This is a genomic window from Curtobacterium sp. PhB136 (assembly GCF_004346855.1).
GTDB lineage: Bacteria > Actinomycetota > Actinomycetes > Actinomycetales > Microbacteriaceae > Curtobacterium.
The window spans coordinates 1-25,807 of record NZ_SMGH01000012.1 but is presented as its reverse complement, the minus strand read 5'-3'; the positions used below and the strand labels follow the sequence as shown (position 1 = coordinate 25,807).

Sequence of the window (25,807 nt, the reverse complement as noted above, 5' to 3'; positions counted from 1 at the left end):
GTGAAGCAGCACCACGTCCCGAAAGGAACTCCCATCTCGATGAACAACCACCCCTCGACCACTCGTGAGCCCGTCAATCCGAGCGCCTCGACGGAGGCACGGCAATTGCTCGCCTTCTTGTACACCCTGGCAGGGCGACGAACGATGAGCGGACAACACAACACACCCCGAGAGATCTCGAAGTACAGTCACGAGGCCGAGGAGATCACCGGACGTGCGCCCGCCGTCTGGGGTCAGGACTTCGGCTTCGCCGCTAACGGCGACATGGACGGGATCGACTTCCGGCCCGCCATCGTCAGCGAGGCAAAGGCGCAGTACGCTGCTGGTGCAGTCATCACGCTGATGTGGCACGCCGTCCGTCCCACCGAAGAAGAGCCGGTGACGTTCGAGGGGAGTGTCTGTCGGGGACCGCTCGAAGCGTCGGCTTGGCGAGACCTCTTGACCGAAGGAACCGAGGTACACACCCGCTGGGAACGCCAGGTGGACGTGATCGCTGGCCATCTCGCGGAGCTCCGCGACGCGCATGTCCCCGTGCTCTGGCGGCCGTACCATGAGATGAACGGCGACTGGTTCTGGTGGTGTGGTCGTGCGGGGCAGGACGGGTACGCGGCGCTGTACCGGATGATGTACGAGCGATTCGTCCAGGTGCACCACCTCGACAACCTCGTCTGGGTCTGGAACGGCAGTACACCGAACGAGAAGATCCTGCCCTACGGAGACTGTTACCCCGGGCATGACGTCGTTGACGTCCTCGCAGTCGACATCTACGCGAACGACTTCCGGCAGGACCACCACGACGGATTGGTTGCTCTCGCGGACGGGCGACCGGTCGCGCTCGGTGAAGTGGGCACGATGCCATCGCCTGCCGTCCTCGCTGAGCAGCCGCAGTGGACGTGGTTCATGACGTGGACCGACTTCCTCACCACGGGGAACGATCGTCATGACGTGCGCGATCTGTTCGCCGACGGGCGGGTGTTGAACCGGCCGGCCATGAGCTGGCGGTCGGATGGAGATGACGCTGCGTCATGACCTGTGTGTTACACCCAGGCGACCGACTGCTCTTCATCGGTGATTCGATCACCGACAGCGGACGAGACCGTGACGACCCGACCAGCCTCGGGAGCGGGTACCCAGCCCTGGTCGCCGAGGAGCTCGCTGATGACCCGACGTTCGCCGGCATGGACGTTCGGAACAGGGGCATCGGGGGCAATCGCGCTGTCGATCTCCGGGAACGCTGGGAGGAGGATTGCCTCGCCCTCCAACCGACTGTCCTGTCGCTCCTCATCGGCGTCAACGACACCTGGCGTCGCTTCGACGCAGGCGACATCACGACGGCCGAGACATTCCGGGACACGCTGCACGACCTCATCGCCCGCGCCCGCGAAGGGGGAGTCAGAGAGATCGTCCTGATCGAGCCGTTCACGCTGCCGATCGGCGTAGTCACCCCGGATTGGTCGGACGACATCGCTGCACGAATCGCCGTCGTACATGAACTTGCCGACGCGCACGGCGCTCTCCTCGTGCCGGCGCATGCATCGTTCGCACGATGGGCGACCGAACGCGACCCCAAAGACCTGCTGGAGGACGGGGTGCATCCCACCCCGCTCGGACACGCATTGCTGGCAGCGGAGTGGATCAGGACGGTCGTGGGACGTGGCGACGCGTGATCACATACCGACTGACGCACGACAAGGCACAAGAGAAGAGCATCAGATGAACAAGCTCGCGCTGACGGGAAGCTGGACGCTCCGCCCTACGGGCGGCCCGGTACCGACGACCCTCCCGCCCGAGGTCCCCGCGACCGTCCCAGGCACGATCCACACCGATCTCTTCGCCGCCGGTCTCATCCCAGACCCGTACCTGGACGAGAACGAGCGCGAGCTCTCGTGGATCGGCGAGTCGGACTTCGCCTACGCGACCCGGTTCAGCGTCCCAGAGGGGCAGCACGACCGCATCGACCTCGTTGCGGAGGGGCTCGACACCATCGCGCGGATCCGCGTCGACGGCGTGGTGATCGGCGAGACCCGCAACCAGCACCGGACCCACCGCTTCGACCTCCGGGAAGCGCTTGACCAGCACCCCGACGGCGACCACGAGCTCACGGTCGACTTCACGTCGGCGCTCCGCTGGGCGCGCGGCGCCGAGGAGCGGATCGGTGCCCGGCCGTTCGTCGGCAACGCTCTGCCGTACAACGCCATCCGGAAGATGGCCTGCAACTTCGGCTGGGACTGGGGACCCGTCCTCGTGACCGCGGGCATCTGGAAGCCCATCTCGGTCCACGCGTGGTCGACCGCGCGCATCGACCAGGTCGTACCGCTCGTCACGGTCGGCGCCGACGGCGTCGGCACGGTAGAGGCCCGGGTGCACCTGGAACACGCCACCGACGCCCCGGTCGCCGTCCGCGTCCGGATCGTCGGTCCGGACGGAGCCAGCCGGGACGAGGTGAGCGTGGACGCGCCCGGTGACGACGTGACCGGGGTGCTCATCGTGCCGGACGCTGCGCTCTGGTGGCCGCGCGGGTACGGTGACCAGCCGCGGTACCGGCTCGAGGTCGACCTCCTCGCTGACGGCGAGCCGATCGACGCCTGGTCGCGTTCCGTCGGGTTCCGTACGGTCGAGGTCCGGAACGACCGTGACGAGTTCGGCACGAGCTTCGTCTTCGTCGTGAACGGGACACCCGTCTGGGTCAAGGGCGCGAACTGGATCCCGGACGACTGCTTTCCGTCGCGGGTGACCGCTCAGGACTACGAGGCCGGGGTCCGCGACGCCGTCGACGGTGGCTTCAACCTGCTCCGGATCTGGGGCGGTGGCCTGTACGAGGACGACGCCTTGTACGAGGCATGCAGCCGCGAGGGGCTGATGGTCTGGCAGGACTTCCTGTTCGCGTGCGCCGCGTACTCCGAGGCGGACGAGCTCCGCGACGAGGTCGAGGCCGAGGCCCGGGAGCACGTCGGTCGACTTGCCGCGCACGCGTCGCTGGTGTTCTGGAACGGCAGCAACGAGAACGTCGAGGGCTACTACGAGTGGGGGTGGCGTGACGCGCTCGGCGAGGGCGTGGACTGGGGTCGAGGGTACTACGACGAGCTGCTGCCCCGGATTGTCCGCGAAGTGGACCCGACCAGGTCCTACCTGCCGTCGAGCCCCTTCTCGCCGAACGACTACGAGCACCCGCGCGAACCGTCCGACGGCAGCGTCCACAGCTGGGAGGTGTGGAACCGCGAGGACTACTCGGCGTACCGCAACGACATCCCCCGGTTCGTCGCCGAGTTCGGGTATCAGGGACCGCCGAACTGGGCGACCCTCACCCGCGCGGTGCACGACGAGCCGCTGCGCGCGGACGCCCCCGGCTTCCTCGCCCACCAGAAGGCGGAGGACGGCAACGGGAAGCTTGAACGCGGGATGGCACCGCACGTGGCCGCATCCACGTCCTTCGACGACTGGCACTTCGCGACACAGCTCACGCAGGCGCGCGCCATCACCTTCGGGGTCGAACACTTCCGGTCCTACTGGCCGCGCACGACGGGTAGCGTGATCTGGCAGTTGAACGACTGCTGGCCCGTCACGAGCTGGGCGATTGTCGACGGCGACCGCCGTCGGAAGCCGGTCTGGTACGCGCTGCGCGCGGTGAACGCTCCGCGTCTGCTGACCTTCCAGCCGCGTCCGGAGGGGCTCGCGCTCGTCGCGCACAACGACACCGCGACCCGCTGGGCGGAGTCGGTCACGGTCGTGCGCACCACATTGGACGGCACCGAGCAGGGTCGGGCGGTGGTCACCGTGGACCTGGATGCCCGTGGCTCATTCACGATGATCCTCCCGTCCTACGTCGCGACGGTCCAGGACGCGTCGTCAGAGGTGCTCGTCGCGACGGCCGGATCGGCGCGGCGCGCCGTCTGGTACGCGTCGGAGGACCGGCACCTCGCGCTCCCGCCGCTCACGATCGCAGCATCCGCGACGGCGACCCGGGACGGGGTCGTCGTCGACGTGCGCGCAGACGCGTTCACGAAGGACCTCGTCCTCGCCGCCGACCGCGTCGCAGCGGACGCGGTCGTCGACGACCAGCTGGTCACGCTGTTCCCGGGGGAGACCCACCGGTTCACGGTCCGGACCTCCGGGGCACCCGATCCGACGGCCTTCCTCCGTCACCCCGTCCTGCAGGCCGCCAACGTGCTCGCACACCCGGACGACATCTCCGTCGCCGTGACCGACCTCGAGGGGATCAGCGCATGACCACCGTCTCCATCCGGGACCACGGTGCCGTCGGTGACGGCGTCACGAACGACGCTCCGGCGATCCAGGCGGCGATCGACGCGTGCTCCGCCGCGGGCGGTGGCCGCGTGCTCGTGCCGAGCGACGGCGTGTTCCTCACCGGCTCGATCATGCTGAAGGACCACGTCGAGCTGCACCTCGAGCGCGGATCCGTGCTCGACGGCAGTGCGGACCCCGCCGACTACACCGAGCGCTTCACGGTGTCGGCGCTCTCCGGCGGTGAGCTCCGCGACGGCACGGACGACGCGTTCATCCTGATCGGCGCGCGGGACGCCCGGGACATCGCGATCACGGGGAGCGGCACAGTACGGGGTGGTGGCCGGCACTTCATCACCGGCGACACCGGGTACATCTACGAGTGCCCGAACGCCAGGCCGTTCACGGTGTTCCTCATCCGCTGCGAGGACGTCACGCTCCGCGACACCACGTTCACCGACGCCGGGCTCTGGTGCATCCGGCTCACCGGCGTGGACCGTGCGCTCATCACCGGGATCCGCGTGGACACCGACCTCAAGTACCCGAACGCCGACGGCATCGACATCGACCGCTGCCGTCAGGTGCGGATCAGCGACTGCGAGATTTCGAGCGGTGACGACGGCATCTCGCTGAAGACGTGCGAGGAGTTCCCGGACCTCGGACCCACCGAGGACATCGTCATCACGAACTGCACGATCCGTTCGACCTCGAGCGCGATCGTCGTCGGGGTGGACGCCGTGGAGCCGATCCGCAACGTGGTCGTGTCGAACTGCGTGATCCGCTCGTCGCACCGCGGCCTCGCCGTGAACCTCGGGCAGCGCGGCGACTTCGAGAACATCCTGTTCTCCGGCTGCGTGGTCGAGACGCGCCACTTCGACGATGCCTGGTGGGGACACGGCGAGCCGATCTACGTCAGCGCCTTCCCGTGGCACAATGAGGTCGGACGCATGCGGAACGTGCGCTTCCGGAACATCCTCGCGCGCTCCGAGAACGGCGTGTACGTCGCCGCCGAGTCGGTCGGCCTCATCGAGGGGGTCGTGCTTGACGGCGTCCGGGTCGAACTCGACCGGTGGTCGCACTGGCCCGGCGGCGAGTACGACCGGCGCCCGTACGACCGCGGGCAGGAGATCTACCAGCACCCGACGAGCGGGTTCCACATCGACACCGCCACCGACGTCACGCTGCGGAACTGCGAGGTCGTGTGGGGGAGTCGTCCGGAGAACTTCGCGCACGCCGTCGAGGCGATCGACGTCAGCGGGCTGACCATCGAGGGCTTCCGCGGAGCGGCAGCGCACCCGGAGGACCTCGACGCGATCGTCGAGCGCACCCGTGCGACCGCCGACGCGCGACGCTAATTCCTTCGACGGAGAATTTGTATGTCTTTGAAGATCCCCGCCATCCCGAAGCCGGAACATCCGCGCCCACAGCTCGTGCGGGACGACTGGGTGAACCTCAACGGCGTGTGGGGGTTCGAAGTGGACCCGGGTGACTCCGGCCTCGAGCGAGGACTCCGAGATCGGGAGCTGTCCGGCGAGGTACTCGTCCCGTTCGCTCCCGAGTCGAAGTTGAGCGGCGTGGAGAACGTCGACTTCATGCACGCGGTCTGGTACCGCCGAACGGTCACGATCCCTGCGGAGTGGAGGGGCAAGCGCGCACTCCTCCACTTCGGTGCAGTGGACCACGACTGCACCGTGTGGGTGAACGACACCGAGGTCGTTCGACACCGGGGTGGCTTCACCTCGTTCACCGCCGATCTCCACGCGGTGGCGCAGCCGGGTGAACAGGCGACCATCGTCGTCAGGGCTCGGGACCCTCGAAGCGGTCCGCAGGCGCGCGGCAAGCAGTCCGTCCCGTTCGGGAACGCCTCCTGCAACTACACGCGCACGACCGGCATCTGGCAGACCGTCTGGCTCGAAGCCGTCCCCGACGTCCGCATCCTCGTCCCGCGGATCACACCGTCGTTGTCCGACGGCAGCCTGACCGTCGAAGTCCCCCTCAGCGCCAACCGGCCGGACGACACCGTGCGGGTCGTCATCAGCGACGCGGAGGGCACGGTCGTCTCGCAGGAGGTGGCGGCGCACCTCGACCTCGTACCAGCAGCGCGGCTCGTCATACCTCCGGCTCGGCTGCGCCTGTGGTCGCCCGACGACCCCCACCTCTACGACGTCGTCCTGGAACTGCTCGACGGAGCCGGCACCGTTCTCGACTCCGTCCGCTCCTACGCCGGCGTCCGCTCGATCGCGATCGACGGACAACGTCTGCTGCTGAACGGAGAGCCGGTGTTCCAGCGGCTCGTCCTGGACCAGGGGTACTACCCGGATTCGCTGATGACATCGCCTGACGACGAGTCGTTGATCAGGGACATCGAGCTCGGTCTGGCAGCGGGGTTCAACGGTGCGCGGCTGCACCAGAAGGTCTTCGAAGAGCGGTTCCTGTTCCACGCGGACCGTCTCGGTTACCTCGTCTGGGGGGAGTTCGGGGACTGGGGGTCCGGAGGGTACGGAGACCCGGACGACTCGCAGCAGCCGACCGCCTCCTTCGTGGCCCAGTGGCTGGAGGCGCTCGAGCGCGACTACAACCACCCCGCGATCGTCGGATGGTGCCCGCTCAACGAGTCGCAGCAGGTCATCACCGACCACATCCGCCAGCTCGACGACGTGACCCTGGCCATGTACAACGCGACGAAACTGGCCGACCGGACGCGACCCGTCGTGGACGCGTCCGGGTACTCCCACCGCGTTCCTGGGTCCGATGTGTACGACTCGCACAACTACGAGCAAGATCCGGTCGAGTTCGCTCGTCAGATGGAGGGTCTCGACCAGGGGCGGGCGTACACGAACGTCAACGACGACGGCCGGCCGATCTCCGTCCCGTACGCGGGCCAGCCGTACTTCTGCTCCGAGTTCGGCGGGATCTGGTGGAACCCGGAGGCAGCGGCTGAGTCGGCGTCTGCGCCGGAGACCGACGTCGACCGCGAGCGCTCCTGGGGCTACGGCGCCCTGCCGGGTTCCGAGGAAGTCCTCCAGCAGCGCTTCGCCGGCCTGGTCGGCGTGCTCCTCGACGATGCCCGCATGTTCGGCTACTGCTACACGCAGTTGACGGACGTGTTCCAGGAGCAGAACGGCATCTACCGGTTCGACCGTTCCGAGAAACTCGACGTATCCCGGATCCGGGCCGCGCAGCTCCGCAACGGAAGCAGCGGCGTATGACGGAAACGACCAACAGAGCCGTCCCACCCGCACCATGGACATCGACTCGTCTTCTGCGACGCTGTCGCTCGTGCAATCACACCTCGCGTCGAGAGGGCATTCTGTCGACCTGGGTCGTCTTGACACCAGCCTCACGCACACCCGCGACGGTGCGGTGATGTATCGCAAGGTAGGGGATGCGCTGGGGCGGCGAGACATACCGGTCGTTTCGTGGGAAGCGCTTTGGGCCAACTTCGAATCCAGACGCTGACTTGTGAAGGCTTCTCAGCAAGTTTCTCCGCCGGTCGGTCTCGTTCTCGTCGGCCCAAGCCTGCAATCAGCATCAGAGTTGTTCTATGAGGAGTTCCTTGCTGGACTGGAGGGTGTGCTCAGTTTCTCGGGAATAACCGTTGTCCTGCAGGTGGTCGCACGCGAAGCCGACGAGCGCGCAACGTACGAGCGCTGGGCGCGTGGTGGCATGGTGAGCGCGGTACTCCTCACAGATCTCGCTTACGACGATGACCGCGTTGCCCTTCTCGCCGCGCTCGGTATTCCCACTGTCGTGATTGGAGACCCGGCCACGGCTGGTCCATTTGCGGCAGTTTGGACTGACGATGCCGAAGCGATGCGGGATGCTGTCGACCGGATGTTCGAGCTTAGCCACCGGTGCGTCGGTTTCGTTTCGGGGCCTCAGCGGCACGCTCACGTTCAGATTCGATTGAATGCTTTCCGATCGCGGGCAAAAGCCCTTCATATTGATGCAGTCCATATAATTTCCGACTACACGGAAGTAGGTGGGGCTGACGCGACCCGGAGCATACTGGCACTGCCCCATTCACCCACTGCTATCATTTATGATAACGATCTGATGGCGCTTGGCGGGGTTGCTGCGGCGCAGATCCTCGGATTGCAGATACCCAAGGATTTATCCATCTTGGCCTGGGGTGACTCGGTAGCTTGCCAGCTATCGAATCCAAATCTTGCTGTGATGATTTACGACATTCAGAAAATCGGCCAATTGGCGGCTGATGTGCTTCTTGCGCTCTTGCGTTCAGGAACGGCGTCAATCGCGAAGGCTTCGACGGCCTCATGTCTTGCAAGGGCCTCAATCGATGTGTCTCCCTAAGCTGACCCGTATTTCCGGCCAACGAGGGGTGATCAAACGTCTCGATAGTGAGCCACCTGGCTTAGTAGTATATCATTTGGGTTGCCCGGCGGTTGGTTATCTAGACATTTTTTCATTGCGCCCACTCGGAATGGTTTCACAACAAAGGTAGCGAAATCGTCGCCACTGCTAGTCAAACCGAGAGATCGAATGCTTTGGTTTGCATTGGCTATGAATGGGCATATCGAGCCTGCTTTACCTTATCCGGTATATGGCCGCGTTGGTTGGCCTAGTACGCCGGGGTGGCACGTGAAGATCGCTCCGGCTTGCGGTTCTGGGTCGACGAGACCGTGTCGAGACGTGGTGATAATAAGCGTATCTAGCTGTTCGCCGACGAACGCGACGGCCGTGACTTGACTGACCGGAAGGCCGACGATTTGTTCGAGGCGACCGGTCGGCGAGTAGCACCGGACTTCACTGCCTCCGAAGATCGCGACCCAGATGTTGCCGTCTGCGTCGACGGTCAGGCCATCGGGCGCTCCGGCACCGGCGACGTCGGCGAGGGGACGCCGGTTGCTGAGCCCGCTGGGCGACCAGTCGTACTGGTCGATCCGCTGCGTAGGGGAATCGACGTAGTAGCACGACCTGCCGTCGGGCGACCAGTCGATGCCATTCGATATCGTGACCCCTGATTCCGCGACGGTGGGGGAGTGCGCCCTGTCGATCCGGTATAAGGTGCCACGAGCCGGGGAACTGTCGTGAGCCATCGTGCCGACATAGAGATTCCCCGCTGGGTCGCAGCCGCCCTCATTCATCCGGACTGCGCTGCTGGTGACGATGTCGGGCAATGTATTGAATCGGGCATCGAGATCGTCATCCTCAGCCAGGATGAGACCGCGTTCGGTCGCCACGACGAAGCCGCCATCACTTCTCGGCCTGATCATTGCCGCGATTGTGCCGACGTTGCGCCGGCGGACCCCACCATCGGGTCGGAGCTCGCAGACGTCGCCGGCGAGCATGTCTACCCAGCGTGGGCCTGCCCATTCCGGCGCCCAGGCGGGACCCTCAGCGTGGTGTGTGACCGCTGCAGTCAGCTGCTCGGTTCGCATCGGTTCAGCTCGTTCGCTCGGTCACCGGACCGGTGGGGACACCATTGACGCGACGCCATACGTTCCAAGGGTTGTCATCCCGAACTGCCGGTGGCAGGAGCTTCGCGGGAAGCCCCTGCACAGCAATTGGGCGTACGAACCGGCGGATCGCGGTCGGACCGACGGAGGTGTGGAGGGAGGCAGTCGTCGACGGCCAGGTACCGCCGTGATGCATGGCCCACGTCACGGACACTCCAGTGGGCCAGCCGTTCCACACGATTCGTCCGGCATGTTCGATCAGCGCGTGGATGATCGGCTGCGCGGCGGGGTCGTTGTCGTCGCTGTGGACGGTAGCGGTCAACTGGCCTGGAAGGGTGGCGATGACCTCGACGAGCTCCGCCGGGTCGTCGTACTGGATCAGGACAGCGGCAGGCCCGAACGTCTCCGCGAAGAGCGCGTCTGGCGCCGAGCGGGCCTGTTGCATGGAGGCTTCGAACAGTGACGGCGATGCGCTGCTGTCCGAACTCGCTCCGCGCTGCACCTGAGACCAATCTTCTTGCATGGCCTGGATGCGGTCGTTGAACCCGTCCATTATGTGTGGGTTCAGCAACTGGGAACCGGACACGGCAGCGACGAGATCAGTGAGTTCTTCTTGAACACCAGATGCACGAGGTACGAAGATGACCCCGGGTTTGGTACAGAACTGTCCTGCGCTGAGGGTGAAGGAGTTGACGAAGCCCTCGAGGACGGCGCGCCTCCGGTTCGCGAGGGCAGACGGCAGGACGAGGACCGGGTTGACGCTGCCGAGTTCGCCGTAGAAGGGGATCGGGTCGGGCCGTGCCGAAGCGATGTCGAGGAGGGCCCGGCCGCCGCGCACGGAGCCGGTGAAGCTGCCAGCCTTGACACGCGTGTCAGCGAGCGCTTCCCGTGCCTCGTCTTCTCCTTCGATGATCGCGAATGTGCCTTCGGGTGCGCCAGCTCTGCGCAGAGCGTCGGTGACGATTTGCGCCGTCCGGCGTGAGAGCAGCGGGTGGCCGGGGTGCGCCTTCACGATGACGGGGCAGCCGGCCCCGAGCGCGGTGGCGGTGTCCCCGCCGGCGACACTGAACGCGAACGGGAAGTTGCTGGCAGCGACGACGAGCACCGGCCCGACGGGCTGGAGCATGCGTCGGAGATCCGGTCGTGGTGCAACTGGCCAGGCCGCATCAGCGTGGTCGATGGTCACTTCGAGCCAGGAACCCTCCACGACTGCATCGGCGGTGAAGCGCAGTTGGAAACTCGTGCGTGCCACCTCGCCCTCAAGACGCCCGATCTCCAGGTGGGTCTCCCGCGTGGCGAGATCCACGAGCTCGCCCACCGCCGCGTCGAGCCCGTCGGCGATGACACGCAGCCAGGTCGCCCGTTCGGACGGAGTGCTCCCGGCAACGCTGGTGCTGGCGTTAGCTGCATCAGTGAGGATCGAATCGAGTTCTGGGGTCATGGCTTCCTTCAGTGGGTTCTGAGGACGAACGATCACTTGCGGCGGTCATCCCGCCATCGGTGCAGGCGCCGGCGGGACGCGCTGGACGAGGTTGGTGAGCGTGCCGACAGTCGGGATGTCGATGATGATCTCGTCGCCATCGGCGACGGAGAACGGGAGCTCCGGTACGAGGCAGGTGCCGGTGGAGAGCCACACTCCGTCGGGGAACCGCAGTTCACGGTGGAGCCAGTCGACGAGGTCGTGGATACGCCGGTGCAGTTGCGCGACGACGGCGGAGCCTGCCCATGCGGTTTTGCCGTCGCGGACGATGGTGAGACGGAGTTCGAGTTCGTACGGGTCGGCGATCTCCCACACGGGTACGACACCTGGGCCCAGGGCACTGGATCCTTCGTAGATCTTGGCCTGTGGGAGGTACAGGGGGTTGGCTGCCTCGATGGTTCGGGAGCTCATGTCATTGCAGACCGCGAAGCCGACGAGCTCACGGTGTGCGTTGACGAGGACGGCGAGTTCTGGCTCCGGGACGTCCACGACGGAGTCGGCGCGCGCTCGGATCGTTCCGCCGTCGCCGATGACGCGCCAGCCGACCGATTTGAAGAACAGCTCAGGGCGGTCCGCGTCGTAGACCTTTGCGTAGACGTCGGCCGAGCTTTCGCTCTCGTCGATGCGGGCGCTCTGGGACGTGGCGTAGGTCACGCCCGCGGCCCAGAGTTCAGTTCGTCCGTCGATGGGAGCCAGCACCTCCACGTCGGTGCGTGGAACGGAGGTGTCGCCCCGCTTGTCGATCATCCGACGCAGGTCATCGATGCGCAGCTGCAGGAGATCGCTCAGACTGTCGGCGAGCGGGACGACGACGTTGCCGTCGGCCCAACCGATCTGGGTGTGGTCGTGGTGGCGGTAGCGGAGGATCATCGGGTGCTCTCCTGGATCGGTCCGGAGCGGGAGCTCGGACAATCGGTCATCATCTGTCGGTTGGTGCGACGAGGATCTTCGTGAGGTCCGGTTCCGTGTCGAGGCGGGCGTAGGCGTCTGCAGCCTGACGCAGACTGACGGTCGCCGAGTGCAGCGGCGTCGGATCGACCACGCTCCGAGCGAGCATCGCGACGGCCGCGGCTACGTCCTCGTCCCAGAGATGCGCTGCTGATCCGATGAGGTGCCGTTCCTGGAGGACGACGTCAAGCCACGGGAGTTCCAGTGTCCCGGCGCGGAAGCCGACGAGGAGGATCGTCCCGCCTCTCCTGGACAGGCGTACCGCGGCCGTGGGCGTCGTTCGCGCGCCGGCGCACTCGAACACGACGTCGGCGCCGCGACCGCCGGTGATCGACCCGATCCGGGCGGCAGCGTCCTCGGGGGCAGCCGTCCGGCTTCCGAACCGCGCAGCGAGGTCACGGCGTGAAGCGTTGGGGTCGACTGTGACGACGTCTCGGCACGTGCTGGCGAGTGCGATCTGCGCGACGAGGTTGCCGACCGTGCCCCCTCCGACCACGGCGACGGTGGCGCCGGTGAGATCCCCTGCTTTCCGGATCGCTCGTACGGCGACCGCAACGGGTTCTGCGAACGCTGCAACGTCGAGGTCCAGCGTCTCGGGAACCGTGACGCACGTCGCTGCATCAGCCAGCATGTACTCGGCCAGGCCGCCGTCCTGCTGCTGCCCGCGCACACGGAGTTGCGGGCACAGCCCCTCCTCGTGGCGGTTGCACCACCAGCAGTGACCGCAGCCGACGACCACGTCCGGAACGACGCGGGTACCGGGCGCGGGGAGTCCGCTGGGGCTTTCCACGACAGTGCCGACGACCTCGTGACCGAGGATCAGCGGAACAGCCTCGGGTGGGATCGCGACTGGCCCGTGACGGTACTCCTCGAGGTCGCTGCCGCACAGTCCGACCCGTTCGACGGCGATCAGGACTTCGGTCGCGCCGGCTCGGGGGACCGGAACCTCCTCGTAGCGGACATCGCGGGCGCCGTGCCAGCGCAGCGCGTGCATGGTGTCGGGACGCGAGAACGTCTTGGTCACCGGTTGCTGACCCGTCGCTGGACCGACCCGTCCTCCCGGATCCCCGGTCGCAGACTGACGCCGTGTCCGGGCGTGGTGGGAGGCACGATGACACCGTTGACGATCTCCGGCACGCCGATGACGAGCTCGTCGTACCAGGTGCGCAAGAAGGCCCGGACCGTCTCCTGGATCAGACCGTTCGGGGCGGAGAGTGCGAGGTGGGCGCAGGCGGCGAGGGTTGCCGGGCCGGTGCAGTCGTGTGGTGCGATCGGGATCCCGTAGGCATCTGCGAGGGACGCCACCTTCCGAGCTTCGGTCAGGCCGCCCGTCCACTGCACGTCGACCGTGACGACGTCGATGGCGTTGGAGGCCAACAGCGGGAGAAATCCCCGTCGGCCGACGACCGTCTCGCCCGCTGCGATCGGTACACCGACATCGGCACGGAGCGCGGCGAGCGAACCGATCGCGTCGGGCCGGATCGGATCCTCGACCCAGTACGGCGCATACGGCTCGAGCGCCCCGATGATCGTCGTCGCTCCACGTCGGTTCCACAGACCGTGCATCTCGACCATGAGGTTCATCTCCGGACCGACCTCTCCGCGGATGGCATCGATGATCCGGATGCCGTCCGCCAGCGCTGGCCCGGAGATGTGGGTGCCGTTCGTCGTCTCCGCGGCACGGTCGAAGGGCCACACCTTCATCCCACGGATGCCTTCGTCCCACAGCTCCCTAGCGAGACGAGCGGGCTGAGTGAGGAATGCTTCGAGATCCTCCCAGGCGCTCGCGGTCGGGTCTGTCGGAACGCCCCAGTTGCTCGGCTCTTGGCGTGTGCTCGTGCTGACGTACCCGGGGCCGGCGCAGGTGTTGTAGATCGGGATGTCCGACCTGGCTGGGCCACCGAAGAGCGTGACCAGTGGCAGTCCTGCGCGTTTGCCGATGAGGTCCCACAGGGCAAGGTCGATTGCTGCATTGCCTTTCACCTCGGCACCGGCGCCTTGGTACCCCGTGTACGGGTTCAACGCGCGGGCCACGCTCTCCGGGGTCGGGTCGAGTGCTCCGAGGAGGACCTCCGCCGCAGATTCGTGGATGTACTCCTCGACGGTCCTCGCTCCGAAGAACGCCTCGCCGAGACCGATCTCGCCGTCGTCGGTGTGCAGCAGGACGAACAACAGATTGGGTTGGACGGTTGGGCGGAGTGTCTCGACAGCGACGATCATGATGTCCTCATCCCTTGACGGCTCCGACGGTGAGACCGTTGATGAGCTGTTTCCTGAGTCCGATGAACAACGCGACTGTCGGTATCGCGGCGATCACGGAACCGGCCAGGATCACACCGTAGTTCGCAGTGTAGGCACTCGTCAGCGAGTTCAGCCCCAGCGGCAGCGTGTACTTGCTGCTGTCGGCGAGCACGATCAGCGGCCACATGAAGTTGTTGTAGCTCGTGAGGAACAGCCACACAGCCAGTGCACCGAGTGCGGGCCGCAACACCGGGAGCACGATGGTGAAGAAGATCCGGAGCTCGCCGGCGCCATCGATGCGAGCAGCCTCGATCATCTGGTCGGGTACGGCCTGGATGATGAACTGTCGCATCATGAAGACCCCGAACGCCGGTGCCAGCCACGGCAGGATCAGGGCGACGTAGGTGTTGCCGAGACCGGCCTTCGCGATCATCACGAACAAGGGGATGACCAGCACGGTGATGGGGATCATCATGGAGGAGAACATCACATCGAACAGGAGCTGGTCGCCGCGGAACCGGAACTTCGCGAACGCGTAGCCGCCCATCGTGGAGAACACCACAGCGATCGTCGTGCTGACCACCGCGACCCACAAACTGGTCCACAACCACCGCGGCAGCGGGATCTCGGTGAACAAGGCGGCGTAGTTCGAGAGTGTCGGGCTCGTCGGGATCAGGTTCGGCGGTATCGCGAAGATCTCAGTGATGCCCTTGAACGATCCAGACACAGCCCAGGCCATCGGTAGCACGGCGATGACCAAGATGATCACGAGGACCACGTAGAGGAGCGTCCTGAGCAGGATGCGTCGGCTCTTCGCGTGTTCGAGCCGCCCCGTCGCGGCCCGAGGCGGTCGAGGTGTCGTGGCGGTCATGCTCGGTCCTCTCGTCCGATGCCGAAGAACTGTCGCGCCAACCGCGTGAAGATGAAGAGCACGATGAACAGCAGGAAGCTGGCAGCGGCCGCATACCCGAGCTGCTCTCTGGTGAACGCGGCGCGGTAGATGAAGTAGGCGATGCTCAGCGTCGATTCGCCCGGGCCGCCCTGTGTCAAGATGAAGGGTTCTTCGAAGATCTGCGCTGCGCCCACGAACGAGGTGATGGCGACGAACGCGGTGACCGGAGCGAGCATCGGGATGGTCACGTTGCGGAACTTGGCGAACAGTCCGGCACCGTCCAGCTCTGCGGCCTCGTAGAGCTCGGTCGGGATCGACTGCAGGCCGGCGAGGAAGTAGATCACCAGGTACCCGGTGTACCGCCAAACCATGAGGATGATGACGGTGACCTTCGCCCAGAACGCATCGCCGAGCCAGTTCACGGGTCCGATCCCGAACAGGCTGTTGAGCAGGCTGTTGACGAGTCCCGCATTGGGGTCGAACAGGATCGTGAACACGAGTGCGACGACGACCGGCGACAGTATGAAGGGGATGAAGAACGCGACGCGGAACAGGTCGCGTGCTCGGAGGCCTTTCGCTGCGAGCGCGGTCGCGATGATCAGGGAGATGGGCACGATGATCAGGACGCTGGCCGCGACGTACCAGAAGGTGTTCAGCGCGGCGGTCTGGAAACTCGTGTCACGGAAGAGCCGTACGTAGTTGTCGAGCCCTACCCATTGCATCGCACCGATCCCGGTCCAGGTGTGCAGGCTGATCCACAGCGCGATCAACGTCGGGATCAGGAGGAACAGGGCGTACAGGACGAAGAACGGGGAGAGGAACGCGTACGGGACCCCCCGCCGGTACTGCGCCGATCGATGGTGTGACGGCTGTCGACGCCGCGGCTCGGTCGACGGTGCCGCCTGCTCGCGGCGTCGCGTGTCTCGTGGTCGCGTCGTCCGTGCGGACGAGATGTCGGATGTCATGGTCGGTGCCTCACGCCATCTGGGATCGGATCGACGCGGCGGCGTCGCGCACCGCGTCCGTTGACTTGGTGTTGCCACTCATGACGTCGGACAGTGCGATGACCATCCGGGCACTCATGACGTCCCAGTAGGGGCTGGTCGTCATCGTCGGTGCTTGGTCGACGATCGTGCCGTAGACGTCGAACGGGCGCTGGCCACCGAGGAACTTCGACTCGTACGACAACAGCCGGTCGTCCTTCCAGGCGTCCTTCATGGTCGGGAGGTAGCTGGCCTGGAGGTAGCGCTGCACCTGACCGTCGGTCGTGGTGTACGCCTGCTTGAGTAGGTCGAGGGCGGCTCTCGTTCCGGCCTGGTCCTTCGGCACGCCGAAACCGGTGCCGCCCCAGACTCCGGTCGGACCGCCCTCCGGGAACCTGGGGAACTCGCGTATTCGCCACTGACCGGTCTGCTTCGGAGCGTTCAGCTGCAGTACGAACGGCAGGAACCAGTCGGGCATGAAGTACCCGATGACCTGACCAGAGTTGAGTGCGGCGACGCCGGCGGCGCCGTAGAAGTTCGAGAGGCTGAGGAACGCGCCGGAATCGACACCTCGCCGGAGCAGCTCCAGTGCGGTGTGGGTGTACGGGTTGTCGACCTGGAGCTTCCCGCGATCGTCGAAGAACTGTCCGCCCTGCTGCAGCATGAGCATCGCCATCCAGGCGATGTCACTCGAACTCACTGCCGCAACCGAGACCTGGTGCTTCTTGTGCGCGGCGGCTCCGATCTCCACCAGGTCGTCCCACGTCTCAAAGTCCGTCGGGAGCCCGAACTTCTTCCAGAGGTCCTCGCGGTAGAAGTAGGCCCCGAGGCACATGTCCGACTCTAGGCCGTAGACGGCGTCACCAACGCTGTAGGGAACGATCCGCGAGGTGTAGAACCGGCTGTCGAGATCCGGTATCTCCGCACGGAGGTCGACCGCGATGTCACCGCCGATGTCGTCGCGTTGCAACCGTGAGAACTGACTGATCTCGAACCCCGCGATGTCGGGCAGCTTCGTGCCGGACATGTACGAGGTCAGCATCTTGGTCACGATCTGGTCCGGCGACTGGATGAGCGAGCTGATCGACAGGTTGTACGGCGTCGTGCGCGACGCGGTGAGCTCCTTCGCGCGCTCCGTGAAGTACGAGACGTAGTTCGGGTCGTTCGTCCAGACGTCCAGGTCGAGCGCCCCGGCTGTCTTCGCTTGCTGCCTGCTGCCACTGGCGCAACCGGCCAGCACGGCCGTGGCCGCGACGCCGGCCAGGCCGAGGAAACTCCGCCGGCCGTACATGGCGGCAGGAGTGTGCGGAACTCGGTCCATCAGATCTCCCTCATTGGAGTCATGGAATCATACGACGATTGAATGATATGCACAGTCAGGGGTATGTTGTCCAGCGTGACCGCCGAAGAAGAAGTTCCGTCCGCAGTCGGCGGCTCCCCAGATCCGGTACTGCGTCGGCTCGAGCGCCCGCAACGGTTCGGGGACGTCGTCGCCGAGGAAGTCGTCCGGATGCTCGCTCGCGGCGACTTCGGAGCAGGAGACCGGCTGCCCCCGGAGCCGTCCTTGCAGCGGAGCTTCGGGGTGAGCCGTACTGTGCTCCGCGAAGCGCTGAAGTTTGTGGAGAGCCGCGGCATGATCACCATCCGCCAGGGACGCGGTGCAGTCGTCAGCGCGCCCTCCGAGTGGAACCTCCTCGATCCTCTCGTGCTGTCGGCCATGCTCGAGAACCATCCGACTCCGGCAGCCTTCGAGCAGTTGATGGCCGTGCGGACCATGCTCGAGCCAGAGCTGGCCCGGGAGGCTGCCACAGCGATCGGCGCGGACGATCTCCGCCGGCTCGCGGGGCTCCTGGCGTTGATGTCCGACGAGCTGACCAACCCCGAAGCCTTCTTGCAGCACGACGTCGAGTTCCACGACATCCTCACCGCCGCTGCGGGAAACATGATCGCCCACTCGATCCTGAGTTCGATCGAACAGCCGCTCCGATCCAGCCGACGACTGACCAACACCATCCCGCACGCGCTCGACCAGGCGCAGGTCGACCACCAACGCATCTACGACCAGCTTGCTGCCCGCAATCCGGACCTCGCCGCGGCAGCCATGCGCGATCACCTCGAGTGGTCCCGCGACCACCTCTTGTCACGTTGGATCAGCGCCAGTCAATCCCTGCCCACGAAGGAAGAGCAACCGGTATGACCATTGCAACTCGCCCCACCTCGGTGACGATGTGGGACTTCTCCTGGCTCCTGCGCCGTCACGGCCGTGAATCCGAGTACGCCGATGTCGACCGCGTCCTCGACGAGCTTGCAGAGCGCGGATACGACAGCGTCCGGATCGACGCATTCCCGCACTGGGTCGCCGCGGATGAGAACGGGGTCAGGACGGAACGCATCACGGCACTTCCGCAGGGCACGACGTTCATGTGGGGCAACCACGAGACGGTAGAGGTCGAGCCGACGACGGCCCTGCTGGAGTTCCTCGACGGGCTGCGTGCCCGAGGACTCCGAGTTGCATTGTCGACATGGCTGACCCCGGACGCCACGGCGCGCTCCGAACAGGTCCGCACGCCGGAGGACCTCGCCCGCGTCTGGATCGAAACGCTCACCCTGATCGAGGAAGCCGGTTACACGAATCTGATCGACTACGTCGATCTCTGCAACGAGTGGCCGCTGTTCACGCCCGGACCGCAGACGACGATCTGGCCCGACGGCGCACCACACGGAGAACACCTCGAGCCGTGGTCCGACGAAGAAGTTGCACGCATCGACGCGTTCGCGGCCGCTGTCCGTGCGGTCAAGGACCGGTTCCCGGAGCTTCCCGTGCTGTTCTCCTACTGTCTCCGGAACGCGGAACTGCCAGCGGCAGACGACTGCATGCGCATCACGACGGACGGGTACGACCTCGCCGAGGCCCACCTCTGGCTGAGCTCGACCCCCGACTTCGTCCGCGACACGTCCTTCGCCAACTCCCCGGTCGCATGGGACCGCCTGGCCGAACATCAACGTGCGGTCGCGCAGGCCTACTGGCCGGACAGAGCCCGGTGGATGGATGACCTTGACCAATTGATGCGCCGTTGGAAGCACTGGGCAGACGATCGCGGGCTTCCGCTCTGGACGACGGAGTGCTGGGCGAGCGTGTTCTGGAACCCCGATCTCTCTGATGACGCAGACCCTTGGGCATATGTAAGGGACGTTGCCGAGTTCGCTGTGCCGAGGGCCATCGAGTACGGGTGGGTCGGGATCGCTACCAGCAACTTCTCTCAGCCGCACCACAAAGCGCTCTGGGCCGATGCGGACTGGCACCGACGAATGAATGACCTGATCCATAACCGGTGACCGCTCTAATGAGCACGGCTTGACGTTCGAGGTTGGCTCGACGAAGGGGCAGACGATGTCGGACTTCTGGTACCCAAGTTTGATCCGATATGTACGAAGGTAACTAGGCTGCCAACATTCGGCTGCTTTTCGTACCGATCACCGTGTCAGGCGGCCTCCGGCGGAGACGGGCCTCGAGCGCCGGCATCGAGGAGCAGGCCTAAGAGATCAGGGGTGTGGGTCATCGTTTCACCAACGCGCCATCACCCTGTACATGTCCGGCGCACAAAGAAATGTCCATCGCCGAGGTAACGATGACGGGCGTCGGCGTCAATTTCTGCCGGCCGGACCGCGATACCGTGTCGTTAGGTTTTGCTGAGGTCGGCGTCGACGAGGTCATCGCCCGCGTCCTCCCCGACGAGAAAGCCGAACGCATCGCTCAGCTGCAAGCGGCAGGACACCACGTCGCCATGGTCGGCGACGGCGTCAACGACTCCGCAGCCCTCGCGACCGCAACCCTCGGCGTCGCCGTCATGCAGGGTACCGACATCGCCATGAAGGCCGCCGACATCATCATCGTCCGTGAAGACCTCCGCGCCGTCGTCGACTCGTCTGGGCGTTCGGGTATAACATCGCCGCCATCCCGCTCGCAGCAGCAGGACTCCTCAATCCGCTCATTGCCGCCGCCGCGATGGCGCTGTCATCAACGCTCGTCGTTTCGAACAGTCTTCGGCTGCGGTCGTACGGACGCGGCTAGAACGACTTAAGCCGTCACCTGAGATCAGTGGCACTCAGCTGCAGCGCCGGATCGAATCGCGTTGCAGCCTTACGAGTGCGCGCCGATCGAGGCGTGGGTGTTGATGTAGTCGTTGTACGGGACGGCTTGAACATCGGCGAGCCGCCAAGCTTCCAGTGCCGCTTCGAAGATGTCCGTCCGCCAGGACGAGTTCGTTTCTGCCGTCGGCTTGACGTATACAGCCTCAATGGGCTCGTGACCCGCGAGGTGCGTTTCCGTAGCGTCGAGGGTGGCATCGCCACCGTCGCTGCGGAATCGCGAGACGAGGTAGTTCCAGGACTGGATGTCCCGCTCGAGGTGGTCCAGTGTCGCGGCGTTGAACGTCCAGGTGTTCGTCAAGATCGGGCCGCTGGGTTCGGTTCGGGCGAGGTCAAACGTGCCGCGCTGGCGACCGACGGTCATCCTTGGTTGCAGGAAGAGAGTACGGCCCGGCAGGTAGTCCAACTCGTACTGGTACAGGTCGCGTATTGCGGTGCGCATGCCCTTTCGGGTCACACCTGCCCTTGTCCGACGCGGGTGCTCTCGTTCGATCAGGTGCGGGAACAGCAGGGCAAGTGCTTGCTCTGCAGACTCGGCTGCGTGCGTTCGTGCGCTTCGGCCTCGTTCGGTTTTGATCCCATGGTTGCACTATGTCGGTTGCCGGCGACATCGGTTTGAGAGGCGTGTTACGGCTGCTCGGCAGCTGGCCCAATACCGGACGACCGATCGGGTGAGCTTGAGTCGGTGTCCGCGCTACTTGTCGCAAGTGACAAGTAGGTGACATCTCGTTCCGGAAAGTGAAAAGTTCCCGCGGAACCTACAGGCCCGTGGACGCACGGAACGCCCGGCCTGAAAGGAACAACTGTCAGATCGAACCTCGGCCGGGCGTCCTGTGGACTGATTCTACGGCAGGATGCGGCGAGCGCCCCTAGTAGCGACGGACTCGGAGGATATCCCGACTTGGGGGTGTTGGTTGAGTCACCCCTGAGCGGTATGTGGTTGTCGGTCCTTTTGGTCTGTGGTTGTGAGGGGTAACCGCGTTTGGTATCCGAGTTGGGCGTTTCGGGCCGCCCAACTCGGACCGGTCATCGGGTCGTCCGCGCTCCGTCCAGCCGGTCGGCAGCGCCACGGGGTTGCCGTATCCCTCGTGTACGTAGCAGAGGCCGTCGTCGGAGCGCTCGTCGTAGACGGGGCTGATGCTCCGGTGGTCGTGGTCGAACTCGTCGGCCGCGACGATCGTTGTGCGGTCGCTGGTGTCGAGGACCCCGAGGGTCTCGCTGTTCTTGACCTCGGCGCCGCACCAGGGGCAGCGGATGCCCCGCCTAGGTGTACCTGGCCGTGACGTTGGTGTCGTGTACCGGGAGCAGTGGTGGACGCGCGGCCTCACGGACGCGCTGGGCAATGGCGAATCAGACCGAAAGCGCGAGATCTGTGTGCTCGTCGGTGAGGCGCAGTACTGGCGCAAGAATGGATGTACGCCTTCGGGTCGGGGAGAGCCATCGCCACAGGCTCGATGGTGTCGCTCGTGCGCACCCCTCCCTTCGTGGTGGTGTCGATCCCGCGCCGTGCGCAGGACGCGTCCTCGGCGCATGCGGGAGCGTCGCAGCGGCTGTCCAGGGTGCGACGCCCTCCGTCTGTGGCCGCCGTTTCCGAGCCGCCGGGGGTCTTCTTTGTAGCAGCGGACATCCTTGACATCGCGGGGGCGATGCGATGCAGTGGGGATGGCGCAGCGCGGCGAGGACGTTGGTGTTCATCGATCGGGTCCGTCGTGTGGGGAGATGTTGGGTGGTTGCCTGACGGAGGCGAGGGGGACGGATGGAAGAGACCCGGCGTGGGGCGGGACCGGACGTATCCGATGCGCGGACAGCCGCATCCGGGCGGACGATCACGAGCGACGAGGTCGCTGCGTGGTCGGCCCAGGCGGCCGACGCGCTCCTTGCAGGCGGTTGTCGAGAGGTGCGTGTCGTACTCGGCGCCCGGGCGGAGGAGGCGCGCGCCCTTCTGCCACAGGACCCGGCCGTCTCGCCGCTCGTCGCGGAGCGGTGGGCTGAGGGCGTGAGCGCGTCGCTTACCGTTGGCCTCGAGGCAGCGGCTGGGATGCCTGGTGTCGACGCTGTGGTCGTGACCCTAGTTGACCTGCCCGCTTTGCCCGCCGGAGCGGTGCGGCGCGTGCTCGGGCACGATGACGACCGACGCTCCTCGCTGCGACGGGCGTTCTACGGAGCACTTCCGGGTCACCCGGTGCTCATCGGTCGTCGGCACTGGCCACCGCTCCAGTCGGCACTGGTTGGGGACCATGGTGCCGGGGCGTACCTCGAGGCGCACGGAGCAGAGCCCGTGGCGTGCGGGGACCTTTGGGACGGTCGAGATCGTGACCGTCCCTGACGATCCATCCGGATGTCATGCAAGATGTGGGGCATGACCGAGCCCGGAACGCCGAAGCCCGGGACGTCGGCGAGGACGTCACCGGCGGTGCTCGCCGTTCCGTCTGCAGTCCATTGCCCGCACGTCGGTCGTATACCCCGTCACGGTGTTGTCCGATGAGCGCCCGGCAACCGGGCAGGCTCACGCTGCGCTTGGAGGACCTGTCACCGGAGACCGTCGCCGTGCTGCGACTGGCTCAGGCCGGCGAGGACATCGGGCTCTCACGGTCGGGTCGCCCGATTGGCGTTCTCCGTTTCGAGGTGCGGAGCGACGCGGCGCCGCAGTCGGGCGATGGGCCAGGCGGCGCCGGATGGCCGGATTTCACCGCGAATGTGGGGTGCGAAGGCCGTACAGGGGTCGCCGCCGAGCCGGACCAGCCCGAGCCAACGGACGGTACTCGGCAGGTCCGTCGCACCGATCGGCACGACGGGCCTCCGCGGTCCGCCGATGTGACCGTCGTCGCGGTCGCGATGGAGCTGTCGGACACGGCGCGGGCGCGGCTCTCCGACGAGCTGGGCCCCGGGTACGTCGTCCTCGACCTCGGCAGTGCGCCAAGCACCACCGACGTCGTGCTGACACCCGCGACCAGCCCACAGCTGCTCGGCCACCTACGGCAAGACTTCCCGGCTGCCCATGTCGTCATCGCCGAGATCGACGACGACGAGCTCGGTGTCCGCCACGTTGGGCCGGTGACCCGTCTGCTCGAAGCGGGGGCGTCTGCCTATCTTCCGCCGAGGCCGATCGCGCAGATCGCCTCGGGTCTCAGCGCGCACCTCGCTGAGGTCCGTGCCCGAGCGCTCTCGTCCGCTGAACGGAGCGGTCCGGCACTGCCGTCACGGGACGGCGCCGAGTCGCCAGAGGCCCACCACGACGGAATCGAGTCGCCGGAGGCCTGAATAGTCGGTGCGGAACCGGACACGAACGAGTTACTCGAGTCGGTCGGCGACCAACCGCACGAAAGAGTCATGGGCTGGCGGACCCCATGATGGCTTGCCGCCGGGCTCCCCGCGTCGCCCTGCTTCGGCGATGAAGGTGCTCGACAGCGCCCTCCAGACGGCCCAACCGCGCGCGCGACGCCAGACCGCAGGGTCGGTCATCTCGGCACCGTTGTGGTAGGTGCTCCGGAACCGCTCGATGCTCGCGACGTCGGGTAGCAGGATCCAGCTTGCGGCGAGGTCCAGCGCCGGGTCCCCGGCGCAGAGGTCGCCGAAGTCGATGACGCCGACGAGCTCGCCGTCGTCTGTCAGCACGTTCGCGGGATGCAGGTCCCCGTGCAGCCACATCAATGGTCCTGGCCACGCTGGGGCCGCGAGAGCGTCCTCCCAGATCGCGCGCACCTCCTGGTGCGCCGGGACGAGGTTCATTGCCACGGCTGCCTCCATTGACTGGTGGACCATGCCGGCTACCTCGCTCAGGTCGCCGCCCCGACCGCGCCCCGGTGGCGCGTCGACGGGCGCTGCGGTGTGCATCGCGACCATAAAGTCGGCGAGGGCCGTTGGTGCCCCGGTGCTCGTCATCGGCTTACGGTCTGCCGGTGACCCCGCAACCCAGGTCGTTACGCTCCACGGGCGGGGGAACCGGTTGCTCGGTACCCCGAGGCGCTGTGGCACAGGGACCGAGAGCGGCAGCCGGGGGGCGAGGCGCGGGACCCACTTGTCCTCCTTTAGCAGGAGCTCGTCGGCGGACTCCGTGGCCCACGGCAGGCGCACAGCGAGTTCATCGCCGAGGCGCCACACCTGGTTGTCCCACCCCTCGGCGGCGAGCGCGAGCGGGAGGTCAGCGAGGTCCGGGTGCTGGTCTTCGAGGAGCCCCCTGATGAGCTCCGCGTCGATGTCGTTGGTAGATGACTGCATGGCACCGATTCAATCGGCATCCGAGCCGGAAGGGGCAAAGCTGTCGCGCGCGCCGTTTCGACGGCGTCCGCGGCGGTGACGGGGAGGGCTTTCGACCCACTGGGTCATGACCAGGGCATCGAGTGTGGAGATCGTCATCTTGCCCACGCCGGACGAGGCCGGTCGCGTCGCCGCTTCCGAGGTCACGAATAAGCTGTTCGCCGTCGGTCTCCTGACCTGTTCGTGGAAGGATCGAGCGTATGTGCACCGTCGTCGTCCGCGTCGATCCCGGTTCGGACTGGCCCATCACCATGCTTGCGCTGCGCGACGAGTCCCCGACCCGCCCCTGGGACCCTCCGGCGGCGTGGTGGCCCGAGCGCAACCCGTCGTTCCGTGGAGTCCGTGATCGCCAGGCTGGCGGTGCCTGGCTTGCCGCGTCGGACGACGCGGGGCTCGCCGTGGTGTTGAACCGCGGGGAGGACGTCCCCTCCGCCGACGGTACCTGGACCACTCGTGGTTTGCTGCCGCTCAACGCACTGCAGGGATCGATGCCCGGTGGGGACGGCTCGACGCCGACGACCCGCGCGTTCAACCTGGTCCGGGCAACGTCCTCTGGCGCTTCTGTGGTCTCGTGGGACGGTTCCGGCGTGCGGACGACTGCACTCGATGCCGGCGTGCACATGGTCACGCACGGTGAGCCCAACGACTCCGGGGTGCCGCGCATCGGGCGCTGGCTGGAGTCCTTCCGAGCTGTCGCTGCCCCGGCTGGCCCGCCGGCGCTCGCACCGTTCGACGAGCTCCGGGCAGCGGACGCGGGGATGGACCCAGGCGACGGGTGGAGCCCCTGGCTCGGGTTGCTCGCGCAGTCGGCCGCGCTGCCCGCTAACGATCCGGACGCGATTTTGCGTGACACCGTCGAGCCAGAGGGGCACTTCGCGACGCTGTCGATTGTCGCTGCGGCGGTCGGTCATGGTCGGACGGTGCTGCAGCACGCCCGACTTGCGGAGCCCGGCGTCATCAGCGGTTCCGTCGAGCTCCATAGCGCCTGAGGCGGCGGGCGGTTCCGCTGCCGTCGTTGCACCCGGTGGAGCGTCAGGTGCGCTGTTTGCCGGTGACGTGCTCGAGTGCCCCTGTGTCCGTTCTCGGTCCCGTGGTGGTTTGCGTGTGTGTCTGGTGGGGTGCCTGTCGTCGCGTTTCTGCCGACCGTCCGGCCGCTGACGCCTGTTCTGTGACTTCGGGTGTCTGGGTGTCTGTC

The 25,807-nt window shown here is 66.2% G+C and carries 20 protein-coding genes and 1 pseudogene; 10 read left to right on the top strand and 11 right to left on the bottom strand.

What is annotated here, in order from left to right:
* The first annotated feature begins 39 nt into the window (after positions 1-39).
* Genes EDF27_RS19060 through EDF27_RS19040 form a run of 5 tightly spaced genes read left to right on the top strand, consistent with a single transcriptional unit; the run spans position 40 to position 7,451 of the window.
* Positions 40-1,029 carry a glycosyl hydrolase gene (locus tag EDF27_RS19060; protein ID WP_123704831.1) on the top strand — a complete coding sequence of 330 codons (990 nt, stop codon included), beginning with the start codon at positions 40-42 and terminating at the stop codon, positions 1,027-1,029.
* Positions 1,026-1,667 carry an SGNH/GDSL hydrolase family protein gene (locus tag EDF27_RS19055; RefSeq protein ID WP_123704829.1) on the top strand — a complete coding sequence of 214 codons (642 nt, stop codon included), beginning with the start codon at positions 1,026-1,028 and terminating at the stop codon, positions 1,665-1,667. The genes EDF27_RS19060 and EDF27_RS19055 overlap by 4 nt, the downstream gene beginning before the upstream one ends.
* A gap of 46 nt (positions 1,668-1,713) precedes the next feature.
* A complete protein-coding gene (locus EDF27_RS19050) occupies positions 1,714-4,227 on the top strand; it encodes a glycoside hydrolase family 2 protein (RefSeq protein WP_165931578.1) in 2,514 nt (837 codons plus the stop codon).
* Positions 4,224-5,597 (top strand): glycosyl hydrolase family 28 protein, encoded by a 1,374-nt coding sequence (locus EDF27_RS19045; protein ID WP_123704825.1) that lies wholly within the window; start codon positions 4,224-4,226, stop codon positions 5,595-5,597. Before EDF27_RS19050 ends, EDF27_RS19045 begins: the two co-directional genes overlap by 4 nt.
* Before the next feature lie 21 nt (positions 5,598-5,618).
* Positions 5,619-7,451, top strand: a complete 1,833-nt coding sequence (locus tag EDF27_RS19040; RefSeq protein WP_207909668.1) for a sugar-binding domain-containing protein — start codon at positions 5,619-5,621, stop codon at positions 7,449-7,451.
* A 322-nt stretch (positions 7,452-7,773) separates the two neighbouring features.
* On the opposite strand, the gene EDF27_RS20170 is transcribed toward EDF27_RS19040, so the two are convergent.
* The 9 genes from EDF27_RS20170 to EDF27_RS18995 all read right to left on the bottom strand — a co-directional run bounded on the left by EDF27_RS20170 (position 7,774) and on the right by EDF27_RS18995 (position 17,527).
* Positions 7,774-8,199: a hypothetical protein gene (locus tag EDF27_RS20170; protein ID WP_243698433.1), complete on the bottom strand. Its 426-nt coding sequence runs from the start codon at positions 8,197-8,199 to the stop codon at positions 7,774-7,776.
* A 596-nt stretch (positions 8,200-8,795) separates the two neighbouring features.
* Positions 8,796-9,644: an SMP-30/gluconolactonase/LRE family protein gene (locus tag EDF27_RS19030; protein WP_123704820.1), complete on the bottom strand. Its 849-nt coding sequence runs from the start codon at positions 9,642-9,644 to the stop codon at positions 8,796-8,798.
* A 4-nt stretch (positions 9,645-9,648) separates the two neighbouring features.
* Positions 9,649-11,103 carry an aldehyde dehydrogenase (NADP(+)) gene (locus tag EDF27_RS19025; RefSeq protein WP_123704818.1) on the bottom strand — a complete coding sequence of 485 codons (1,455 nt, stop codon included), beginning with the start codon at positions 11,101-11,103 and terminating at the stop codon, positions 9,649-9,651.
* A 45-nt stretch (positions 11,104-11,148) separates the two neighbouring features.
* Positions 11,149-12,054: a fumarylacetoacetate hydrolase family protein gene (locus EDF27_RS19020; RefSeq protein WP_165931577.1), complete on the bottom strand. Its 906-nt coding sequence runs from the start codon at positions 12,052-12,054 to the stop codon at positions 11,149-11,151.
* Between the two features lie 7 nt (positions 12,055-12,061).
* The gene (locus EDF27_RS19015) at positions 12,062-13,114 is read right to left on the bottom strand and encodes an alcohol dehydrogenase catalytic domain-containing protein (protein WP_123704814.1); all 1,053 of its coding nucleotides are present in this window, start codon (positions 13,112-13,114) and stop codon (positions 12,062-12,064) included.
* On the bottom strand, positions 13,111-14,310 hold the full coding sequence (locus tag EDF27_RS19010) for a mandelate racemase/muconate lactonizing enzyme family protein (RefSeq protein ID WP_123704812.1): 1,200 nt from the start codon (positions 14,308-14,310) through the stop codon (positions 13,111-13,113). The genes EDF27_RS19015 and EDF27_RS19010 overlap by 4 nt, the downstream gene beginning before the upstream one ends.
* Positions 14,311-14,317: 7 nt before the next feature.
* Entirely contained in the window at positions 14,318-15,202 is an 885-nt protein-coding gene (locus tag EDF27_RS19005) for a carbohydrate ABC transporter permease (protein WP_123704810.1), read from the bottom strand.
* Positions 15,199-16,188: a sugar ABC transporter permease gene (locus EDF27_RS19000; RefSeq protein ID WP_123704808.1), complete on the bottom strand. Its 990-nt coding sequence runs from the start codon at positions 16,186-16,188 to the stop codon at positions 15,199-15,201. The genes EDF27_RS19005 and EDF27_RS19000 overlap by 4 nt, the downstream gene beginning before the upstream one ends.
* A 10-nt stretch (positions 16,189-16,198) precedes the next feature.
* Positions 16,199-17,527, bottom strand: coding sequence for an ABC transporter substrate-binding protein (locus EDF27_RS18995; RefSeq protein WP_123704806.1), 1,329 nt, complete (start codon positions 17,525-17,527; stop codon positions 16,199-16,201).
* 75 nt (positions 17,528-17,602) lie between these two features.
* Here EDF27_RS18995 and EDF27_RS18990 point away from each other — a divergent pair, with 75 nt between their 5' ends.
* The 3 genes and pseudogenes from EDF27_RS18990 to EDF27_RS18980 form a co-directional block, all read left to right on the top strand.
* Positions 17,603-18,403 carry a FadR/GntR family transcriptional regulator gene (locus EDF27_RS18990; protein WP_165931576.1) on the top strand — a complete coding sequence of 267 codons (801 nt, stop codon included), beginning with the start codon at positions 17,603-17,605 and terminating at the stop codon, positions 18,401-18,403.
* Positions 18,352-19,542: a cellulase-like family protein gene (locus tag EDF27_RS18985; RefSeq protein WP_132050600.1), complete on the top strand. Its 1,191-nt coding sequence runs from the start codon at positions 18,352-18,354 to the stop codon at positions 19,540-19,542. The genes EDF27_RS18990 and EDF27_RS18985 overlap by 52 nt, the downstream gene beginning before the upstream one ends.
* A 353-nt stretch (positions 19,543-19,895) precedes the next feature.
* Positions 19,896-20,278 (top strand): annotated as a pseudogene (locus tag EDF27_RS18980) (HAD family hydrolase); the annotation flags it as partial.
* A gap of 69 nt (positions 20,279-20,347) precedes the next feature.
* Here EDF27_RS18980 and EDF27_RS18975 read toward each other — a convergent pair.
* On the bottom strand, positions 20,348-20,812 hold the full coding sequence (locus EDF27_RS18975; protein ID WP_132050598.1) for a hypothetical protein: 465 nt from the start codon (positions 20,810-20,812) through the stop codon (positions 20,348-20,350).
* A gap of 2,024 nt (positions 20,813-22,836) precedes the next feature.
* On the opposite strand from EDF27_RS18975, the gene EDF27_RS18965 reads away from it, so the two are divergent.
* The gene (locus EDF27_RS18965) at positions 22,837-23,616 is read left to right on the top strand and encodes a hypothetical protein (RefSeq protein WP_132050594.1); all 780 of its coding nucleotides are present in this window, start codon (positions 22,837-22,839) and stop codon (positions 23,614-23,616) included.
* A 30-nt stretch (positions 23,617-23,646) separates the two neighbouring features.
* Here the strand turns inward: EDF27_RS18965 and EDF27_RS18960 are convergent, their stop codons facing one another.
* Positions 23,647-24,573: an aminoglycoside phosphotransferase family protein gene (locus EDF27_RS18960; RefSeq protein ID WP_132050592.1), complete on the bottom strand. Its 927-nt coding sequence runs from the start codon at positions 24,571-24,573 to the stop codon at positions 23,647-23,649.
* 239 nt (positions 24,574-24,812) lie between these two features.
* Here EDF27_RS18960 and EDF27_RS18955 point away from each other — a divergent pair, with 239 nt between their 5' ends.
* Entirely contained in the window at positions 24,813-25,601 is a 789-nt protein-coding gene (locus tag EDF27_RS18955) for an NRDE family protein (protein ID WP_132050590.1), read from the top strand.
* The last annotated feature ends 206 nt before the right edge of the window (positions 25,602-25,807 follow it).

Excerpts from the sequence above, each read along its gene's own strand:
- EDF27_RS19060 (WP_123704831.1), top strand. The coding sequence starts at position 40 with ATGAACAACCACCCCTCGACCACTCGTGAGCCCGTCAATCCGAGCGCC.
- EDF27_RS19055 (WP_123704829.1), top strand. The coding sequence starts at position 1,026 with ATGACCTGTGTGTTACACCCAGGCGACCGACTGCTCTTCATCGGTGAT.
- EDF27_RS19050 (WP_165931578.1), top strand. The coding sequence starts at position 1,714 with ATGAACAAGCTCGCGCTGACGGGAAGCTGGACGCTCCGCCCTACGGGC.
- EDF27_RS19045 (WP_123704825.1), top strand. The coding sequence starts at position 4,224 with ATGACCACCGTCTCCATCCGGGACCACGGTGCCGTCGGTGACGGCGTC.
- EDF27_RS19040 (WP_207909668.1), top strand. The coding sequence starts at position 5,619 with ATGTCTTTGAAGATCCCCGCCATCCCGAAGCCGGAACATCCGCGCCCA.
- EDF27_RS20170 (WP_243698433.1), bottom strand. The coding sequence starts at position 8,199 with ATGGACTGCATCAATATGAAGGGCTTTTGCCCGCGATCGGAAAGCATT.
- EDF27_RS19030 (WP_123704820.1), bottom strand. The coding sequence starts at position 9,644 with ATGCGAACCGAGCAGCTGACTGCAGCGGTCACACACCACGCTGAGGGT.
- EDF27_RS19025 (WP_123704818.1), bottom strand. The coding sequence starts at position 11,103 with ATGACCCCAGAACTCGATTCGATCCTCACTGATGCAGCTAACGCCAGC.
- EDF27_RS19010 (WP_123704812.1), bottom strand. The coding sequence starts at position 14,310 with ATGATCGTCGCTGTCGAGACACTCCGCCCAACCGTCCAACCCAATCTG.
- EDF27_RS19005 (WP_123704810.1), bottom strand. The coding sequence starts at position 15,202 with ATGACCGCCACGACACCTCGACCGCCTCGGGCCGCGACGGGGCGGCTC.
- EDF27_RS19000 (WP_123704808.1), bottom strand. The coding sequence starts at position 16,188 with ATGACATCCGACATCTCGTCCGCACGGACGACGCGACCACGAGACACG.
- EDF27_RS18995 (WP_123704806.1), bottom strand. The coding sequence starts at position 17,527 with ATGGACCGAGTTCCGCACACTCCTGCCGCCATGTACGGCCGGCGGAGT.
- EDF27_RS18965 (WP_132050594.1), top strand. The coding sequence starts at position 22,837 with ATGAGCGCCCGGCAACCGGGCAGGCTCACGCTGCGCTTGGAGGACCTG.
- EDF27_RS18960 (WP_132050592.1), bottom strand. The coding sequence starts at position 24,573 with ATGCAGTCATCTACCAACGACATCGACGCGGAGCTCATCAGGGGGCTC.
- EDF27_RS18955 (WP_132050590.1), top strand. The coding sequence starts at position 24,813 with ATGTGCACCGTCGTCGTCCGCGTCGATCCCGGTTCGGACTGGCCCATC.